Origin of the sequence: Serratia sp. PL17 (assembly GCF_017832355.1) — a bacterium.
Classification (GTDB): Bacteria; Pseudomonadota; Gammaproteobacteria; order Enterobacterales; family Enterobacteriaceae; genus Serratia.
In genome coordinates, this window is record NZ_JAFIBY010000006.1 from 107,965 (window position 1) to 128,457 (window position 20,493).

Consider the following 20,493-nt stretch of genomic DNA (forward strand, 5'->3'; position numbering starts at 1 on the left):
TTATTTTTAATTACGCGGCCGACGCACCAGGGCAACACCTGCGCCAACCAAAGCACCCATCGCGCCCCACATGATCAGCCAGAATATCCGCCGCGGGCTATCACGTTTTACCGGCTCTTCAGGCGTCCGCAAATAGCGGTAAGTCTGAAACTTTTCGTCCAACGTCGGGCCAACGTTCAATGTCGACAGCATCGCACGATTTTGATCGTAATCCAGATCGAATGTAGGCCCCGAAGCCTGTAACCCCTCCAGGCGTGCCTGCAGCATAGGTTTGCCCAGCAGGAACAGATCGGAGTCTGGCAGCTGTTCTGCCGGTGTATCGGTTTGAGTCCGGCTGATGCCCTGTGTTTCGGCAATTTTCAACGCCTGTTGAATGGTATTCAACTCGCGCTTATACACCGCCTCTGCGACCGCTTCCTGGCGCTTGACCTGCGCTTTCATCGAGGTGGTACGGGCAGCCCAAGCCCCCTGGATCTCTTCGTTCAAGTGCTGTGCTGCACGGTGGCTGGCAAAGGCGACGTACTGGCGCAGCAGACGGTTAGCATCTGCCGCCGTTTCCGCCGTCAATTTCACACCGTCGTTCGGCACTTTTTTATCATCACGCGCAGTAAACTGTATGTTGTTAATCAGTTCGTCGAGCAATGCCGCATCAGCGCCCGCATCGCCTTCCTGACGCTGCTTGTAATAATCGCTCTGCAGCCAAAAATCACGACGTGTATCGTAAGCGGCCAACTGCATAATGAATTCATTATACGCTTCGTCAGCAATGCCTGGCTGCTCACTGGCAGCGGCTGGCATGGTTCTTACATCCAGATTGCGCAGGAATTGTTGTTGGGAGTAATAACCGCCCAATGCATTTACGGTTGGCCTGTCAGTAATCGCCGTTGCACTCCATTCCTGTTTCACCAGGTAGGAAACGACCAGCGCAACCACGGCAAACAATGCCGCAATACCAATAATCCATGGTTTACCGCGCCACAGGGTACAACACAGGCCACGGATATCGAGTTCGTTATCCACTGCCGGGGCGTTCTTGTTAGACATTGTTTCTGGATTCATCACTGCCCAAAAGCCTCTGATTAAGATACTTGCTTATTGCTGTTCGAACGCCGCAGACGACGTTTGATACGCTTAATGTAACGTGCAACACGCCAGGCGCGTTTAATGCAGTAACCGTATAAGAAGAAAGCAAGCAAGAATAATGCCAACATTACCCATTCAGGGATGAAAGTAAGGCGTTCACCCAACACACCGATGGCAGCCAGCAGCGCAGCTGCCAGCGTAATCAGCACAAAAGCCTGCCGCGGCGTGAAGCCCGCACGCATGATCAAATGGTGAATATGTTGACGGTCTGGGGAAAAGGGACTCATCCCCTTACGTAAGCGACGGTACATGATGGCAATCATGTCCATCAGCGGAATAGCGATAATCCACAACGCAGTGACAGGGTTAATAGAATGAGCTTTACCCTGCGAGCTTTGCAGCAGCAGCCAAATGGCGGTGAAACCGATCAACGTACTGCCGGCATCGCCCATAAACACCTTATACCGCCGACCAAGAATGCCGAGGTTAAGCAGGATATAAGGCACGATGGCGGCAATCATCGCGAAACACCAGAAGGCCAGATCAGAATGACCGCTCAGATATAACAATACGCCCAGCGCACCGAAAGAGACGCATGACAGCCCTCCCAGCAGGCCGTCAATGCCATCCACCATGTTAAAAGCATTGATGGCCGCCCAAACGGCGAACAGCGTCACCAGGTAGCCGAACGGCCCCAGCTGCATTTCCCAGTCACCCAGCACATGGCCAAAACTGCGCAAGTAGAGCCCAGCAAAGACCATCATCGCAATGCCAACCAGTGCCTGAACCAGCGCACGAATTTTAACGCTGATGTCGAAACGATCGTCAAGAGCACCAACGAACACTAATATCCCCGCACAAGCGAGGTAGAGTTTGCCATGCGCAATCGTTTGGTCAGAAATAAGGAAGGCAAAGCACAATCCGGCATAAACAGAAATACCCCCGACCAGAGGAATGAGCCCCTGATGCCGTTTACGGTAATTCGGTTTATCAACCAGACCAATACGTTTTGCTGCTTTACGGGCAACAAAGAGAAAAGCCAAAGAAAACAGGAAAACAAATAGAATTTCAGTACTCATAGTGAGTAAGTTCACAGTTAACAAGATCTCTGTAGAAGATAAGGCAGCTTAACACGGGCGACAGGTTGCGCCATGGGATCCCGCTACCTTTCAGTCATTTCCTATGACAACAGCCACTCATTCTTATTTCACCTTGCCTGCTTGCTGTTTCGACAGTAACAAAGCGCGAACGACGAAACATCGACCGCAAATAAGATGAATTCTCAGTAAGTCACGAAAATGACTTACGTTTCCATTTCTGTTACTTATCGTATCTGCCAAAAGCAAAAAACGCCACGACTAGGCGTGGCGTTCTCTGAATTTTTTACTCAATTATGAGCGCATCGTCATTATGAGCGCTTCATCATATCGAAGAATTCATCATTGGTCTTGGTCATGGCCAACTTGTTAATGAGGAACTCCATCGCATCAATCTCACCCATTGGGTGGATGATTTTACGCAGGATCCACATTTTCTGCAGTTCTTCAGACGTGGTAAGTAATTCTTCTTTACGTGTACCAGAGCGGTTGTAGTCGATCGCAGGGAATACACGCTTCTCGGCGATTTTACGCGCCAGGTGTAATTCCATGTTGCCGGTACCTTTAAACTCTTCGTAGATAACTTCGTCCATTTTCGACCCGGTATCGACCAGCGCGGTAGCGATGATGGTCAGGCTGCCGCCTTCCTCAACGTTACGTGCCGCACCGAAGAAACGCTTAGGACGATGCAGGGCGTTGGCATCCACACCACCGGTCAACACTTTACCGGAAGCCGGTACTACGGTGTTGTAGGCACGCGCCAGACGAGTAATGGAGTCAAGCAAGATGATAACGTCTTTTTTGTGCTCGACCAGGCGCTTGGCCTTCTCGATCACCATTTCTGCAACCTGAACGTGGCGCGAGGCTGGTTCATCAAAGGTAGAAGCAATAACTTCGCCCTTAACCAGACGCTGCATCTCGGTCACTTCTTCCGGACGTTCGTCGATCAGCAGAACCATCAGCACGCAGTCTGGATGGTTGTAGGCGATGCTCTGCGCAATGTTCTGCAGCAGCATGGTTTTACCGGCTTTCGGCGGAGCAACAATCAGACCACGTTGACCACGACCAATCGGTGAAGCCAGGTCCAGCACGCGTGCGGTCAAGTCTTCGGTTGAGCCGTTACCGCGTTCCATCCGCAGACGGGAGTTGGCATGCAGTGGTGTTAAGTTCTCGAACAGGATCTTGCTGCGGGCGTTTTCCGGTTTGTCGTAGTTAACTTCATTAACTTTCAACAGGGCAAAGTAACGCTCGCCTTCTTTTGGCGGACGAATCTTACCGGAAATGGTGTCACCTGTACGGAGGTTGAAACGGCGGATTTGGCTAGGGGATACGTAGATGTCGTCGGGGCCTGCAAGGTAGGAGCTGTCTCCAGAGCGGAGGAAACCAAATCCATCTTGCAATATCTCCAACACGCCATCGCCGAAGATATCTTCTCCACTTTTCGCATGCTGCTTAAGGATAGAGAAGATAATGTCCTGCTTGCGCATACGGGCAAGGTTTTCCAGCCCCATATTTTCGCCGAGAGTAATCAGCTCAGAAACCGGCGTATTCTTTAATTCGGTAAGATTCATAGTGGTGGGTTCTTAAACTCGGGGTATGTCTCGAACTTATATCGTGAATGGTATGGCAGCGGGATATATCTTTCGGCTTTCTGGTGGTTGCGTTGGCTTCCCGTGTTAACCCCAGCCACTTAGCGGACTAAGCTACGGAGATTCGTTCGGTTGCCGACTGGCCACACCCTGAAATCCATTGGATATTCGTGCCTGTTTACTGGACGTTCGATCACCGGGCGCTGAGCTGTCACGGTAAGAAATGGCTTACAGAGGACGCGCGCATTGACGGTTTAAGATCGAAGGTACCTTAAAATTGATTTTGCAAAACCGTTTGATTGTTAAAACACGGGCTGAGTTCATTTTTCTTTCAACGCCAGCGGTTCAACACAGAGTAACGCTTTAGATTTAGACTCTTTAGATTTAAAACTTCGGGCAAGTTCTATATGCAGTATGGTTAAACTTAACACGCTTCTTGGCAGGCGTCTAGCGGTGAATTGAACATCCCCGCCAGACGCCTGTATATCCCCGTTGCCTCTCACACTGCGACGTTGTGAACCGCAGTGTCAAATCCATTGGGCATACGGCTTCTCGCCCAATTACAGATTCGCGTTAAGGAAATCTTTGAGCTGGCCTTTGGACAACGCACCAACCTTGGTCGCAGCCACTTCACCGTTCTTGAACAACAACAGCGTAGGGATACCACGGATACCGTACTTAGGTGCGGTTGCCGGGTTTTGGTCGATATTCAGCTTGGTGATGGTCAGCTTGCCTTCGAACTCCTCGGCAATCTCATCCAGAATCGGAGCAATCATCTTGCACGGCCCACACCATTCAGCCCAGAAATCGACCAGGATTGGCCCTTCAGCTTTCAGCACGTCGGTGTCGAAGCTGCTGTCAGTCAGGTGAATAATTTTATCGCTCATGTTCTACTCCAAAGGATTGTGTCTACCTTGTTGGTGTAGCATTAACCAACCTAAGGTGACTTTATTTCACCGGATACGCTTTCGTAAAGCAATAGTTAGCTGATATTCTACCACACTATGAGCAAAACACACTTGACCGAACAGAAGTTTTCCGACTTCGCCCTGCACCCGTTAGTCCTTGAAGCCCTTGAAAAGAAAGGGTTTCAACATTGCACGCCTATCCAGGCGTTAGCATTGCCGCTCACGCTCTCTGGGCGTGACGTTGCAGGTCAGGCGCAAACCGGTACCGGAAAGACGCTGGCATTTTTAGCGTCTACTTTTCACTATTTGCTTTCTCACCCGGCGAAACAGGATCGCCAGACCAATCAGCCGCGCGCCTTGATCATGGCGCCAACGCGTGAGCTGGCGGTACAGATCCACTCCGACGCAGAAGCCCTGTCCAAATCTACCGGCCTGAAACTTGGCCTGGCATACGGTGGCGACGGCTACGACAAACAGCTGAAAGTGCTGGAAAGCGGCGTGGATATCCTGGTCGGTACTACCGGTCGTTTGATCGATTACGCCAAACAAAACTATATTGACCTGAGCGCAATCCAGGTTGTGGTATTGGATGAGGCCGATCGTATGTACGATCTGGGCTTTATCAAAGATATCCGCTGGTTGTTCCGTCGTATGCCTCCGGTCGATCAACGCCTGAACATGCTGTTCTCTGCCACGTTGTCTTATCGCGTACGCGAGCTGGCTTTCGAACAAATGAACAACGCTGAATATGTTGAAGTGGAACCGGAACAGAAAACCGGCCACCGCATTAAAGAAGAGTTGTTCTACCCGTCCAACGAAGAAAAAATGCGCCTGTTACAGACGCTGATCGAAGAAGAATGGCCTGACCGCTGCATCATCTTCGCCAACACCAAGCATCGCTGTGAAGACATTTGGGGCCATCTGGCCGCCGATGGTCACCGTGTAGGCCTGTTGACCGGCGATGTCGCGCAGAAGAAGCGTCTGCGTATTCTGGACGATTTCACCAAGGGTAACCTGGATATTCTGGTTGCCACCGACGTCGCCGCCCGCGGTCTTCACATCCCGCTGGTTACGCACGTATTCAACTACGATCTGCCTGACGACTGCGAGGACTATGTCCACCGTATTGGTCGTACCGGTCGTGCCGGCGAAAGCGGTCACTCCATCAGTCTGGCCTGTGAAGAGTATGCGCTCAACCTGCCGGCGATCGAAACCTATACCGGCCACAGCATTCCAGTGAGCAAGTACAACAGCGATGCGTTAATGAGTGACCTACCTGCACCGAAGCGCCTGGCTCGCCCACGCGGTGGCAACGGCCCGCGTCGTAACTCTTCGCCACGTCGTGGCGGTGCACCGCGCAACAACCGTAAACGTTCAGGCTGATAGACAATGCTCAGTTCCAGCGCACTTTATGCCGCGATCGACCTTGGCTCCAATAGCTTCCACATGTTGGTGGTGCGCGAGGTAGCCGGCAGTATTCAAACACTGGCGCGCATTAAGCGCAAAGTGCGCCTGGCAGCCGGGCTGGATCAGAACAACCACCTGTCGCAAGAAGCCATGCAGCGCGGTTGGCAATGTTTGAAGCTGTTCTCTGAACGCCTGCAGGACATTCCCCGTGAACAGATTCGCGTAGTCGCCACGGCTACGCTGCGTCTGGCGTGCAATGCCGATGAATTCCTACAGACTGCCGAGCAGATCCTTGGTTGCCCGATCCAGGTGATCAGCGGCGAGGAAGAAGCCCGCCTGATCTACCACGGTGTTGCCCATACTACCGGTGGACCAGACCAACGTTTAGTGGTCGATATCGGTGGCGGCAGTACCGAATTAGTCACAGGTACCGGCGCACAAGCAGCCCAGCTGTATAGCCTGTCGATGGGGTGTGTCACCTGGCTGGAGCGTTTTTTCAGCGATCGCAATCTGGGGCAGGAGAATTTCGAACGGGCTGAACAGGCTGCGCGTGAAATGGTGCGCCCTATTGCGCCACAGCTGCGTCAACACGGTTGGCAGATCTGCGTCGGCGCTTCCGGCACCGTCCAGGCACTGCAGGAAATCATGGTTGCGCAGGGTATGGATGAACGAATCACCCTGTCCAAATTGCGTCAGTTGAAACAACGTGCCATTCAGTGCGGTAAGTTGGAAGAGCTGGAAATTGAAGGGCTGACGCTGGAACGCGCGCTGGTATTTCCCAGTGGGCTATCCATCCTGCTGGCGATTTTCCAGGAACTGGGTATTGAAAGCATGATGCTGGCTGGCGGCGCACTGCGCGAAGGCTTGGTCTACGGCATGCTGCACCTGCCAGTGGAACAGGATATTCGCAGCCGCACGATTCGCAACCTGCAACGTCGCTATCTGTTGGACACCGAGCAGGCCGAACGCGTCAGCCAATTGGCTGCCAACTTTTCGCAGCAGGTCAGTAATGAATGGCAATTGGATGCGCGATGTCGCGAGTTATTGCACAGCGCCTGCCTGATCCACGAAATTGGCCTCAGTGTTGATTTCAAGCAAGCGCCGCAACACGCCGCTTATCTGATCCGCCATCTGGATTTACCCGGTTTTACCCCGGCGCAAAAAAAGCTGCTCGCCACCCTGCTGCAAAACCAAAGCAACACCATCGATCTGCCGCTGCTCAGCCAGCAAAACGCACTGCCACCGCGTATGGCGCAACGTTTATGCCGGATTCTGCGCTTGGCCATTATCTTTGCCAGCCGTCGTCGCGACGACACACTGCCTGCGGTACGCCTGCGTGCCAATAATGATGACGAACTGACAGTGATCCTGCCACCGGGCTGGCTTGAACAGCATCCATTACGCGCAGAAGCGCTGGATCAGGAAAGCCATTGGCAAAGCTATGTGCACTGGCCGCTCATCCTGGAAGAACAACGTTGATATGACAAGGGCGCTTACCGCGCCCATTCTTTTAGTTTCCGCCTTTGGCCTTGGCCAACTGGGCACGAATATTGGCCAAATGGCTCTGCCCTTTTTGCATTCGCTCTTGCGGACTAACCACCTTACGTTCACTTTCCCACGCCAGATCATCCTGCGGCAGTTCTAGCAAGAAACGGCTCGGTTCCGGTCGCACCAGCTCGCCATACTGGCGACGCTCACGGCACAGCGTGAAAATCAGCTCTTTTTGGGCTCGCGTGATCCCCACATAAGCCAGGCGACGCTCTTCATCAACGTTATCCTCGTCAATGCTGCTCTGATGTGGCAACAGCCCCTCTTCCATCCCCACCAGGAAGACATAAGGGAACTCCAACCCTTTGGAGGCATGCAGTGTCATTAACTGAACCTGATCCAGCTCCTCATCACTTTCACCGCGTTCCATCATGTCCCGCAGCGTAAAGCGCGTCACCACCTGCGTCAGCGTCATGGGTTCATCCAGCTCGCTGCCTTCCAGCATTTCCGTCATCCAACCAAACAGGGTATTAACGTTTTTCATGCGCATTTCGGCGGCTTTCGGGCTGGGCGAGGTTTCAAACAGCCAGCTTTCATAGTCTACGCCATGAATTAAATCGCGTACCGCGGCTACCGGCTCGCGCTCCGCCAACTGGGCAATGCCGTCCAGCCAATGGGTGAAGCGCTGCAAAGACTCCAGCCCACGGCCGGTCAGATGCTGACTCAACCCGAGATCAAAACTGGCACGGAAAAGGCTTTTGTTACGTTGGTTAGCCCACTCTCCCAGCTTTTGCAGCGTTGCCGGGCCAATTTCACGCTTCGGCGTATTGACGATACGCAGAAACGCGCTGTCATCATCCGGGTTAGTCAGGACGCGCAGGTAGGCCAGCAGATCCTTGATTTCTGGTCGTGAGAAAAACGAGGTACCGCCGGAAATCTTGTAAGGGATACGGTTTTGCATCAGCATTTTTTCAAACAGCCGCGACTGATGGTTGCCGCGATAAAGAATCGCATAATCACCGTAATTGGTTCGTTTCACGAAGTGATGGGCAATCAGTTCCCCCACGACCCGCTCAGCCTCGTGATCCTCGTTATTGGCGGTCACTACCTTCAGTTCTTCGCCATAACCCAGCTCGGAAAACAGCCGTTTTTCAAACACGTGTGGGTTATTGGCGATCAAAATATTCGCCGCCTTCAGAATGCGCTCACTCGAACGGTAGTTCTGTTCCAGTTTGATCACCTGCAACGCCGGGAAGTCTTCCTTCAACAGCACCAGGTTCTGCGGACGTGCACCGCGCCAGGAGTAGATCGACTGATCATCGTCCCCCACCACGGTAAAGCGCGCACGGTTGCCCACCAACAGTTTCACCAGCTCGTACTGACTGGTGTTGGTATCCTGATATTCATCCACCAGCAGGTAACGAATACGGTTCTGCCAGCGTTCGCGGACCTCTTCATTACGCTGCAACAGCAAGGTTGGCAGCAGGATCAAATCGTCAAAATCCAGCACGTTACAGGCACGCATATGCGCGTGATACAGGCCATAGCAATGCGCAAAAAGTTTGTCGCGTTCCGAACGCGCCAGTTCCATAGCCTTTTTGGGATCGACCAGGTCATTTTTCCAATTGGAGATAGTCGAGATCAGCTGCGCCACCAGCGTTTTGTCATTCTCCAGCCATTTCTCGGTCAGGTCTTTCAGCAATGCCAGCTGATCCTGATCGTCGAACAGCGAAAAGTTAGACTTCATCTGCAACGCGGCATATTCACGTTTAATGATTTCCAGGCCCAACGTGTGGAAGGTGGATATCATCAGCCCGCGCGCTTCTTTGCGCCCCATGGTTTGCGCCACACGCTCTTTCATCTCTCGTGCGGCCTTATTGGTAAAGGTCACGGCGGCGATGTGCCGCGCCTGATAACCACAGTTGTGGATCAGGTGAGCGATTTTGTTGGTGATGACGCGCGTCTTGCCGGAACCTGCACCGGCCAGCACCAGGCAGGGCCCGGTAACGAATTCGACGGCTTGTTGTTGGCTGGGGTTTAATCGCATGGCGCTTTATTGCTCGACTTTATAACGTGGAAAGGGATTGTAGCAGAAAGCCCCGATGAGATTTAACGGGTATACCCGTCATACTTGAAGCTGCACCTGTGCTGGTTGCATTCACTCCCCCGAATCACTGACCTGAGAGCGCCCTTACCGCCTTGATACACCTCCAATTATTTAGGGTATATAATCAGCGCAATTTCTGTATCGATAAAGGCAATACCATGGCAAAGACGGCGTGCGCCCTGCACATTCTGGTAGACAATGAAAAACTGGCCGATGAACTGCTGGCCAAGCTTAAACGTGGTGTCAGCTTTGACACGCTGGCGCGCAAATACTCGACCTGCCCGTCAAAACGCAACGGTGGCTCTTTGGGTGAATTCAACAAGGGCACCATGGTGGCCGCCTTTGATAAAGCGGTGTTCAGCATTCCATTGTTGAAGCCCTACGGCCCGGTGAAAACCCAGTTCGGCTACCACATCATCAAAGTGCTGTACCGTAACTAAGGGGGCAAACGCCCCCTCTGTCGTTACTGTGCGCTGGTCTCTGGTGCGGGTGCGGTGTCAGTCGGCTTGACCTCTTCCGACACCACGGCAGGGGCCGGAGACATAATGCCGCTATAGGTTTCCTGTAGCTGCTTCATGCTCATCTCTGGCTCGCCCTTCGGCTGCATCAACACCAACGTCGCATCTTGCGAAAGCTGTAGTTTCAATTCCTGATTCAGCGCCTCAAGCGTTAACCCGCTCAAGAACTCCTGACGCAGTTTCTGATACTGCTCCGGTGCGATATCCACAACGCCACTCTGCTGCGAGCGCAGGCGCTGGCTCATCAGCACGTCCGTATCGGTACGGGCATAGGTGGCGAACAGCTTGCTCAGTTGATCGGTTTTCTGCGCCAGCAGCGCGTTAAACTCATCCTGCGACAGGCCATTGTCACGCACGTTAGCCAGCTCTCGTGCAATAAAGCTCAGGCTGTTGTTCAGGTTGTTATTCGGCGTGTCGAGATGAATAGCACATTGGGCACGCTGGTATTGCACGCGACAATCAAAGCCCAAATGCAGGTTTTTCTGGTCGCTTTTTTCCAGCACCTGTTGGAGATGCCAGAACAACGCCTCACGCGCCATATCACCACGCCAATAACGGCTCAGGTTTTGCGAATCGCGGATCGGGTGCCATGGCGCATCCCACATAATCGACAACGTATCCTGCTTAACCTGTTCACTGATCAGGCTAACCGGCTGCGGTGGCAGCGGCGTCAACGTCGGCATCAGAGCGGGAGTTTCACGCTTGCCTTTCAGTGGTGAGAAAGCTTTGTTGATTTGCTCACCCAAGCTGCGGCTGTCCACCTTGCCCACAACGTATAACGTCATCGCATCGGGGGTGTACCATTGCTGGTAGAATTTCTTCAATTGGTCGACATTCACAGGCCGTTTCGGCGGTTGAGCCGGATCGTGCGCCAACAGCGTTGAGCCTTTTAGGCGATAGCGCCACCAGGCATCTTTTGGGTTTGGCGGGAACGTGCCAACCGGATCGACACTAGCGTTCATCACCGCGTGCAACGTATGTTCGTCAATCGCCAGTTTGCCGGTGGTGTCGGAAAGCCACGTCAGCGCCTCTTTCAGCAAGTCTGGGCGGTTATTCGGCAAGCTGAGATTATAAATGGTGAAGTCATAAGAGCTGATGGCCGGAGGCAAAGGTCGCTCGCTGTCCACGCTCTGTTGCCACAGTGAACGTAACTGCGGTGGGGTAAAGCTTTCGCTGCGCGCCAATGACAGGCGCGGCAGCAGATGGGCAAAGCCAATCTGCTGCGAAGACTCGACGAGCGAGCCAGTGTTGACCATCAACCGCAACTCGACGCGATCGCTCGGCCGTTGCGGCGTATCGAGTATCTGCCATGAAAACCCGTTGGCCAACGCCCCCTGCTGCCAGGCAGGATCGGGTTGTAGTGCTTCAGCCTGCACGCTGCTGTTGGCTGCAGCCAACAGCAGCCCACCTACTATGAGATGAATTCTGGTGCCCTGCATGTGAACCCCTACTTAATTACTATCCAATTTCTTTATGCAAATGCGGATATTCCATTCACCGGAATATTAGGCTGCGACAAACAACCTACAAATACGCCCTGAGTTTCACAGTGGGGCGGAAAGCAGAAAGTGTACCATCGAGTTAGACCGCGCGCCTTTGCGGATGTCACTCATTAGTGTGAAAAATAATGGATAACCGATTTTTTAATGCAAGAATTCATTACGCGGGGGGATAAAACGTCACCGGTTGCGGCTGCAACCGGTGATTTGAGGAGTCAATCAGGCTGAAGGCAGCGTTTTATCGGCACCTGTTACCTGCTTGTTGGACAGGGTGTCTTGCAACTGCTTTTCATCCAACTGTTTACACCATTTAGCCACGACGACCGTTGCCACACCATTACCGACCAGGTTAGTCAACGCACGGGCTTCAGACATGAAGCGGTCAATGCCCAGAATTAACGCCAGACCGGCCAGCGGCAAGTGGCCGACAGCAGAAATAGTGGCAGCCAGCACGATAAAGCCGCTGCCGGTAACCCCTGCAGCCCCTTTAGAGGACAGCAACAACACCACCAACAGCGTTACCTGATGCACGATGTCCATATGGGTGTTGGTCGCCTGCGCGATAAACACGGCCGCCATAGTCAGGTAGATAGAGGTCCCGTCCAGGTTAAACGAGTAGCCGGTCGGAATCACCAAGCCCACCACCGATTTCTTACAGCCCAGCTTCTCCATTTTGTCGAGCATGCGCGGCAGCACCGACTCGGAAGAAGAAGTCCCCAGCACGATCAGCAGCTCTTCTTTTATATAACGAACGAATTTGAAGATGCTGAAACCGTTGGCGCGGGCAATGGAGCCCAGCACCACCACCACAAACAGAATGCAGGTAATGTAGAAACAGGCGATCAGCTGACCCAGTTGCAACAGCGTACCCACGCCATATTTACCGATAGTAAACGCCATCGCCCCGAAGGCACCCAGTGGCGCCAGGCGCATAATCATATTGATAATGCCGAAAATCACGCGGGAGAAGCTGTCGATAACGTTGAAGATCAGCTGGCCTTTATCACCCAGACGATGCAGGGCAAAACCGAACAGTACGGCGAACAGCAACACCTGAAGAATGTTGCCACTGGCGAAGGCACCGATGACGCTACCAGGGATGATATCCAGCAAGAACGGAATAATGCCCTGTTGCTGGGCCTGTTCAGCATAAACGGCCACCGCCTTGGCATCCAAAGTCCCTGGATCGATGTTCATCCCGGCGCCCGGTTGGGCCAGGTTAACAATTAGCAGGCCAATCAACAGTGCAATGGTACTGACGATTTCAAAATAGAGCAGTGCGATCGCACCGGTACGGCCGACGGCTTTCATACTCTCCATACCCGCGATACCCGTCACCACGGTACAGAAGATCACCGGCGCGATGATCATTTTAATCAGTTTAACGAATCCATCGCCCAGAGGTTTCATCTGTGCGCCAATGTCAGGATAGAAATGACCAAGCAGGATGCCCAGCGTAATCGCCGTCAACACCTGAAAATAGAGGCTCTTAAAGATAGTGAATTTCATATGAACATCCTTTGGGGGGGAAGACACGCACCAGGCGGTATTCTCGTTATCTCGCCTGTTCATCGCTTGCGCGGAAAATAACACCCACCTAACAACATGGAAATAATTTGTTGCACCAATAGATACATGTTGATACGAATTTAAGAGCTGAAACGCGCCAGCCCAAATGCAAGGCTGTAAATTGCGTAAGCATTTCTTTGCATTAACTCAAAAGCGGTAGTAAAGACAGACATTCTCGGACGAGGCAGCGGGCGGGCGACACAGGAATCGCCCGAGAGATCAGAAAGGTAAAATCAGGCGGGTGGCTGGCAGAATTCGGCTTCAAACTCACTGCGCGGCAACGGGCGGGCAAACAGGAAGCCCTGCCCGCTATGAATACCGTGTCGTAGCAGCCAATCGCGTTGTTCGGCATTTTCGACACCTTCAGCCATCACCGGCAGCGCCAATACCTCAGAAATAGAACTGACGATACGCACCATGGCGTCATCTGTCGGCAGGCCCTGAATAAAGCTCTTGTCGATTTTAATCAAATCGATCGGCAGGCATTTCAATCGGTTCAGATAATTCAGGCTGGAATATCCCATACCAAAGTCATCCAATGCGATGGACAGCCCCAGGTCGTGCAATTCACGTAGCAAGGCCAGTGCACGATCGAGATCGTCAATACGTACCGTTTCGGTAATTTCCAGCAGCAACTTGCGCGGATCAATGTGGTGCTGCGCAAGCACACTTTTCAGATGCGGGACAAAATCTTCATGCTGCATCTGGATGGGAGACACATTGACCGCCAGCGGCATGCTGATACCACGGCTCTGCCAATCAGCCAAAATACGGCATGCCTCCTCCAGCACCCAGTTACCGAGTGGCACAATCACCCCAAGCTCTTCAGCTAACGGGATTACATCTGCCGGAAGGGTATAGCTGCCGTCATACTGCTGCCAACGCAGCAGCGCTTCTGCGCCTATCACCGCATTGGACTGCATATCTATCTGTGGCTGCAAAAATAGCGTAAATCGACGCTGTTCAATGGCCTGCAGAATTTCACTTTCCTGCGTCAGCCGCTTTTGGGTACGCTCCGTCAGGCTCGGCTCGAAAAACAGCACCTGATTTTTACCTTCACGATGTGCTGACATCATGGCCGAAGTCGCGCTACGCAGCAGTTGTTCCGCACTCTCTCCCGAATTAAGGTAATGCGCGATACCGATGCTGGCACTTGGCCTCAACGGCATTTCCTGCAAGCTCAGCGGCGCATTGATCTGCGCCATGATGCGGCGTGCCAGCTGCATCGCATGGAAGGGGCGCTCAACGCCTTTGGCCAGAATGGCAAACTCGGTGTTGCTCAACTGCGCCAATACGCCGTTTTCATCGATACACGCACGTAGCTTTTTGGCCAGTGTCAGTAACAGTGACTCTCTCATCGCCGGATTGAGCACACCCGATGCTTCGTGCAAGGTTTCAATGCCAATCACCAGCAGATTAAAACGCTCGGGCCGCAGACTGGAGGCAATATGCTGTTCCAGCAACGCGGTAAACAGCGCCTGGTTCGGCAACTCTGTCACCGGATGGCGAGTGCTCATGCGGCTCATCTCCGCATAGGCTCTTGCCAACCGCTGCTGATTGCGGTTGTAGTTACGCACCAACAACCCCAACTCATCGTCCTGATGCAACGCTGGCAGCATCAGTTGGTGATAGGGTGCTTCTTCCTGCGAAATATTTTCCAGCTCTTTGGCCATTGCGCGCAGCGGGTGCACCATCAGTCGGTTCATACACCAGCTAATGGCAATCGACAGGATTAACGCCAACAGTAAGTAAGTCGACAGCATGGTCGACAATATGCTGAGAATAAATTGGTACATGCGGAACGAATCGGCCTGCAGTACCAAATAAGCCAATGGCTGTGGGTTAGCCGGCACGCGCTCCAGTGAATAGAGCGGAACAGAAATCTGAATTGGCAGCTCAAACAGGCGAGCGATCAGCGTGGGTACTGGCCGTTCCGGTGGGAAATTGGCGTGTAACGCCTGAAATTCATTCGGCAGCACGATATCTGCACGCGTCAGAATCCCTACCGGCAACAATGTGTTCAACACACGTTTGGTTTCGGGTATATCCATGCGCAGCACCGCCTCCGCCAGAGGCTGGCGCACGGAGTGAGCAATATTTTCCAGTTGCTGGGCATAGTCATCCCTGCGCTGCTGCACAAAATGGAATAACTGGATCACGATAAAGATGCAGATCGTCACCAGCGCCACACCGGACACCGTTGCCATCTGTTTAATCGTTAATGAACGCCTGACCCGCAAACCTGCTCTCCGCTAATTCGGGCTGAAATAAAAAAGGGATGAATAATACCCATCCCTTGAACCGGTCTGAGTATACTCGATTGTCTAACGCTTTTACCCTGCCAAACCGCTGGCCCCCTAAGAAAACCGCGGGTTTCAGTCTTTTCCTAATGAAAGGCCGCGCCCCGCCATTGTCCGTGAACGTCGCTGGCGGGACGCAACCTGAACTCAGGGTAACAAAACTACCTCGTGTTCAGGCTGCTGACAAAGTCCGTTATTAGGGAGAGCGTGCCGAAGGGGCCGTCGCGGCTTGTCCGCCGGAGCACCTCCGGGGCGCTAGACCCGGGAATCTCGGGTTCAAAGACAACGTCGCCTTCAAACTCACACAGGGTAGCAAAACTCCCCTGTGTTCGACACTCCGAATCCACCTGAGGAGGGTTACTTAAAATCAGCGTACGGCGTCAGCGGTTGAGGCGGTAAATCCAGGTCGCCCTGCCAACCGGCCATCGAATAGCGTAAATAGAGCAATGCATGGCTCGGCGTATAGTCTTTCGCCTGTTGAATATCGATCCCGGCGCCCAGTGTCCAGTGTGAACTGAGGCGACGCTCAACAATGGCCCGCAGGGTATAACCGAAACCGGAAGAGGAACTGCCATCCTCCACGGCAAACTTGTCCGGCAACGAGTCCGGAATCAGCCCCTGCAACGGATAACGCGCCTGGCTGTTGGTTTTCGAATGGGACAAGGACACCGATCCACCCAGCTCCCATGACCAGTTCTCGGTACGCTGGCGATAATTGACCGGCACCGCCAGCGACATATATTGCTGCGGACTGTAGTAACCGCCCTGGCCGAGAGAGTAACCGCTCAAATCCTTCTGATAATGCCACAGCATGGTGTTCAACCCGACGGTCACTCTGCGGTTATCTTCGTTGATCAATTTGTAGTAATAACCCGCCATAAAACGCTCGCGCTGGTTATCTTCGACATTTTTACCGGTCAGTTGATGCGCACTGAGGTCGGCCCAAACGCCGTGTGCCTCGCCGCGATCGTAACTGGCGCTCAGACTGACCCCAGTGGCGCGTACTCCACCCCAGGTCGTGCCGGTGTTCGGATCTTTGGTACCGCCAAATGCCAGCAGCGAGCTGGATATCGGCCGGCGCGAGGCCGACAATGTCCAACCAATGTGGTTCCAGTCGTTGCTGTAAGCCAGTCCGCCCACCCAATCGACGACATCAAAACCCATAGGTGTAGTGCCGACATCACCTTCCCAGCGATCGTTCTTCCAGCCAACCGCCACGCTCGTTCCGGTGGCTTTCTGATGTTCGTCGCCGCTACAGCCCTGAGTATTACAGGTGCCAAAGGTCTCATAATATTTGCCGTTGCTGTCGGTGGAGAATCTGCCGGCATCCAACTGAACGGTATCCGAACGGAAAAATGCCCGTCCGTCGTACAATGGCATGTCCACCTGCAACATGGTGTCGTGGGCTTTGTAATCAGAGATACCACCGGTACCGCTGGACCCCCAGTAGTCATGATCGAGCGTGACATTAACATCCTGCTGACGGTAGAGATCCGCCGCATCCGAACGGATACCGCGTTTGAGCCAGTCATCACCCGGGTTGTTACGCGTCAGATAGGTATAGCTGTCGTTATTCGACGGAAGCTTCGGTGCAATACCACTGGCCACCATCGCTTGTTTATAGTCCTGTTGCGCCAATGCCGGCTGTAATTGGTCGCGTTCGAGCCGTGCCGCATCGCGATAAATCAGCGCTTTTGCCTGGCTTGGCGGCGCTTGCTGTGCCGTCGTTTTCAGCCGGGTAAAGATATCCGTCGCTTTTTGTGGCTCACCAACGGCGTACCAAGCGTTAGCCACCCGTCGCTCAGTGTTGCTGGATGGATTGGGCGCCGGCGTTTCTGTTTGTAGCCGCTGGCGCGCCTCGCTCAGTTTACCTTGCGCCACATACGCCTCGATTTCACCCAGTTGCACATCCGGGTTATTCGGTTCGCGCGCCCGCACCCGTTGATAGTCCGCCAGGGCTGCATCATAGTCACCACGTGCCAGCGCCCAATCTGCCAACTGGAGATCGATACGGGTATCTGTGGGTTGCCGACGCAGATAAGCGATCGCACCTGGTTCGTCGCCTGCGGCACGCAGTTGCTCGGCATGATCCAACGTCTGCTGCATTTTCAGTCGCTGCGCCAATTCCCGCATATTGTCGTTCCACTGTGCGCCAGGCAATGTATTCAACTCTGCCAGCGCTTGCCGATCGCGATCGCTACCGGAAAGATACAGCGCGTAGGCATACGCCAGCTGCGGGTTACCCTGCTGCTTTTGCGCCAGTCGCCTGAACAGGGTATCCGCCTGCCCAGGTTGCCCTGCCTGACGCAAAGTCTGCGCATAGTGATACGTCAGCCACACATCATCAGGATCCATCTGCTGGGCACGGCGATATTTCTCTGCCGCCTGGTGCCACTGTTTTTGCTCTGCAAGCCGATCGGCCTGTTCTTTGAGCACGTCGAGCTGCAAACCCTCTAAGGTGCTACGCAATTTATTTTGCTGGCTACGCGGCAGACTATTGAGATAAGCCAACGCCTTTTCAGGCGATTGGCGCTGGTAGATATTGACTAAACCGCGTACCGCGCTGCCGCTGCTCGGATCCAGCCGAAGTGCCTGCTGATAAAAACGCTCGGCCGCGGCGTCATCTTTACGCGCCACGGCAACGTCACCCAGACCGATCGCTGCGCTGCTATCACTGTTGTCTATCTGCCGTGCCTGTTGATATTTCTGCTGTGCCAACGTCAAATTGCCGGCTTTCAACGCCTTGTCACCTTCATCGACCGCCAACCAATAGCTGTTGCTCTTGATCAGGCTCTGCCATTTACTGCTGCCGTAACCGCTTTTATCAGCCTGTAATGCCTGACGGAACAAGCTTAATGCTTGCGGACGATTGCCGGCACGGGAATAGGCCTGCCCGAGTGCGCCAAGGACTTCAGCATCGTTGGGGGAAGCTGCCAGCGCTTTTCTCAGTTCAGGAATGGCAGCGCGGCTTCCTCCTTTTTCCACCTGAGCCAACCCGCGCACCCGTGCCAGATAGGCCGGATCCGACAGCAGTGCCTGTTGCCTCGCCAGCTCCTGCTGGGCACTGACGGCCTGATCGCCGGTTTCAAATACCCCGAGGAAACGGTTAAGGGCCGCAACACTTTGCGGGCTGACCGGCATCGCTTTCACTTTTTCCAACCACAGATCCGCAGCATCACCGCGCCCTGCGGGATCGGCCGCCACTTTCTGCAATAAATCGTAAGCCTGTGCGTCACGGTCCTGACTAAATAACATCCGTGCCAACGACATCCGCAGCGGCACGTTGCCGGAATATTGCTGATCCAGCGCCTGCAGTTGTTTCAGTGCTGCGGCTTCTTGCCCCGGTAACCGCGCAACCAGTCGCCAATATTCCACCGCCAGTTCAAGCGTCGGCGGATCACCGTGGAACAGGTCGTCATACTGGGCCTTCGCCTCCGGCAGGCGGCCGGCTGTCGCCATTAAGCGCGCCTGTTGCAGTTTCTGTCGGGTTTCGGGTTGCGTCAGCAGCATATTCATTTCTGCCTGACGATAAGCGCTGGACTGCGGTGCAATCTTTTTCAGCTTATCTAACTGCTGCTGCGCCAACGCCTGATTCCCCTGCCGCAACGCCAAACGCATACGAGCCGAAATCACGTCTGGGTTGTTTGGGTCCATTAACTCGAGCCGGTAAAGCGACTGACGGACCAATTCATCCTTATTGCTGGCCTCCCCAACCCGTACCTGTTCCAACAACCATTGCTCCGGCGCAACGGTTTCCGCTCCCTGCGCCTGCGGCAGCATTGCCAGACTTAAAGGCACCAGGCCTAGCCAGTTTATTCTGAAGTTACGCATTGGCTGCCCCAGGAGGGTTCAAGTTCACCCTGCCGATTAAAACGATAACGTTGTTGATCCCATCCCTGACCGAACAGCACCAGCGAGGCACTGAAATAGGCATCATCACCCGGTGGATTTTGCTTAATGCGTTGGCGCTGTACCTGCAACGCCTCGGGTAGGTTCGCCAGCATCGGCAACAAAGCAGCAGAGAAGCCCACCGGGCCGTCACCGCTGGTTTTGCCACTGGCCGTATCCGTTTTCTCCGGGGGGACGCCCTGTGTCAGTGTGGCTTGCGCCATTGGCTGCAATTGCTTGAGTAGCGCTGCCTTGTGTTTATCGTCATCCGCCAGCATGCCGGCCCACAGATAAACCCGGATAGCGTCATAACTGCCCATGTTCGGCTTGACGGTATCCGGTTGCCAACCTTTGCCGACCTGCCACACGACCCAGTCGGGTGAGAAGCCGTGTGGCGCGGTTTCCAGCCACAGTCGCAGATAGGTTTGCTCCATCGCCCGCCACGGGCCATTCAAGGCGGCAAAGCGGGCCAGCAGTTGGGGTGGCAGGTAGCTCGGGTTGAGTCGCCAACGGTCTTCAGCCACAAACCCTACCTTTCCCGGCAACAGCATCAGGCCCAGACCGGGAATATCTGCCACCTCTTCGCGGGCAATTCGCTGCAACAGCAACGTGCCAAGGGTTTGATAACGGCGACTGTTCCATAAGCGCCCCGCTTCCAGCAGATTGTAGGCAATCCATAAATCCGCGTCGGATGCAGAATTACTGTCCAGTACCGTCCACTGTTTTTTATCATTCTCGCCCCACAGCCAGGCGGGTAAATGGGCACTGAGATCGCCCGCGGCCAAATTGTTTTCCGTCCACGTCAGCAATTGGTCGAACGCAGGCCGATCGTTCGCTACCAGGGCGAAGAACATGCCATAGCTCTGCCCTTCCGAGGTGGTGATACGGTTCGGACTACTCGGGTCGATCACCCGCCCCTGCTCGCTGATATAAAATTGTTTGTACTGTTGCCAGGCTGGCCATTCGCAGGCCGCCGCCGCGCTGAAAGCGCACAGCAGCAGCATGCCGAATGTCAGACGTTTCAATGCCACAGGCATCGC

Annotated in this window: 13 protein-coding genes; 3 read left to right on the forward strand and 10 right to left on the reverse strand. The window is 53.9% G+C overall.

The window, feature by feature from the left end; all coding sequences use genetic code 11:
* Positions 1–6: 6 nt before the first annotated feature.
* The 4 genes from wzzE to trxA form a co-directional block, all read right to left on the reverse strand.
* A complete protein-coding gene (gene wzzE, locus JOE25_RS18915; protein WP_209637841.1) occupies positions 7–1,059 on the reverse strand; it encodes an ECA polysaccharide chain length modulation protein in 1,053 nt (350 codons plus the stop codon).
* Positions 1,060–1,079: 20 nt separating this feature from the next.
* Positions 1,080–2,177 carry a UDP-N-acetylglucosamine--undecaprenyl-phosphate N-acetylglucosaminephosphotransferase gene (wecA, locus tag JOE25_RS18920; RefSeq protein ID WP_209637843.1) on the reverse strand — a complete coding sequence of 366 codons (1,098 nt, stop codon included), beginning with the start codon at positions 2,175–2,177 and terminating at the stop codon, positions 1,080–1,082.
* A gap of 314 nt (positions 2,178–2,491) precedes the next feature.
* A complete protein-coding gene (rho, locus tag JOE25_RS18925) occupies positions 2,492–3,751 on the reverse strand; it encodes a transcription termination factor Rho (protein ID WP_037422810.1) in 1,260 nt (419 codons plus the stop codon).
* A 578-nt stretch (positions 3,752–4,329) separates the two neighbouring features.
* Entirely contained in the window at positions 4,330–4,656 is a 327-nt protein-coding gene (gene trxA, locus JOE25_RS18930; protein WP_209637845.1) for a thioredoxin TrxA, read from the reverse strand.
* Between the two features lie 117 nt (positions 4,657–4,773).
* On the opposite strand from trxA, the gene rhlB reads away from it, so the two are divergent.
* Positions 4,774–6,060, forward strand: a complete 1,287-nt coding sequence (rhlB, locus tag JOE25_RS18935; protein ID WP_209637847.1) for an ATP-dependent RNA helicase RhlB — start codon at positions 4,774–4,776, stop codon at positions 6,058–6,060.
* A 6-nt stretch (positions 6,061–6,066) separates the two neighbouring features.
* Positions 6,067–7,563, forward strand: coding sequence for an exopolyphosphatase (gene ppx / locus JOE25_RS18940; protein ID WP_209637850.1), 1,497 nt, complete (start codon positions 6,067–6,069; stop codon positions 7,561–7,563).
* A 31-nt stretch (positions 7,564–7,594) separates the two neighbouring features.
* Here ppx and rep read toward each other — a convergent pair whose 3' ends face one another.
* Positions 7,595–9,619, reverse strand: coding sequence for a DNA helicase Rep (rep, locus tag JOE25_RS18945; RefSeq protein ID WP_209637852.1), 2,025 nt, complete (start codon positions 9,617–9,619; stop codon positions 7,595–7,597).
* A gap of 218 nt (positions 9,620–9,837) precedes the next feature.
* On the opposite strand from rep, the gene ppiC reads away from it, so the two are divergent.
* Positions 9,838–10,119, forward strand: coding sequence for a peptidylprolyl isomerase PpiC (gene ppiC, locus JOE25_RS18950; protein ID WP_037422904.1), 282 nt, complete (start codon positions 9,838–9,840; stop codon positions 10,117–10,119).
* Between the two features lie 23 nt (positions 10,120–10,142).
* Here the strand turns inward: ppiC and JOE25_RS18955 are convergent, their stop codons facing one another.
* The 5 genes from JOE25_RS18955 to bcsZ all read right to left on the reverse strand — a co-directional run bounded on the left by JOE25_RS18955 (position 10,143) and on the right by bcsZ (position 20,490).
* Positions 10,143–11,636, reverse strand: a complete 1,494-nt coding sequence (locus JOE25_RS18955) for a pitrilysin family protein (protein ID WP_209637854.1) — start codon at positions 11,634–11,636, stop codon at positions 10,143–10,145.
* A gap of 279 nt (positions 11,637–11,915) precedes the next feature.
* Positions 11,916–13,205: a dicarboxylate/amino acid:cation symporter gene (locus JOE25_RS18960; protein WP_209637856.1), complete on the reverse strand. Its 1,290-nt coding sequence runs from the start codon at positions 13,203–13,205 to the stop codon at positions 11,916–11,918.
* 293 nt (positions 13,206–13,498) lie between these two features.
* Positions 13,499–15,505, reverse strand: coding sequence for a biofilm formation regulator HmsP (hmsP, locus tag JOE25_RS18965; RefSeq protein WP_209637858.1), 2,007 nt, complete (start codon positions 15,503–15,505; stop codon positions 13,499–13,501).
* Positions 15,506–15,922: 417 nt separating this feature from the next.
* A complete protein-coding gene (bcsC, locus tag JOE25_RS18970; RefSeq protein ID WP_209637860.1) occupies positions 15,923–19,396 on the reverse strand; it encodes a cellulose synthase complex outer membrane protein BcsC in 3,474 nt (1,157 codons plus the stop codon).
* A complete protein-coding gene (gene bcsZ, locus JOE25_RS18975) occupies positions 19,378–20,490 on the reverse strand; it encodes a cellulose synthase complex periplasmic endoglucanase BcsZ (protein WP_209637862.1) in 1,113 nt (370 codons plus the stop codon). The genes bcsC and bcsZ overlap by 19 nt, the downstream gene beginning before the upstream one ends.
* Between the last annotated feature and the right edge of the window lie 3 nt (positions 20,491–20,493).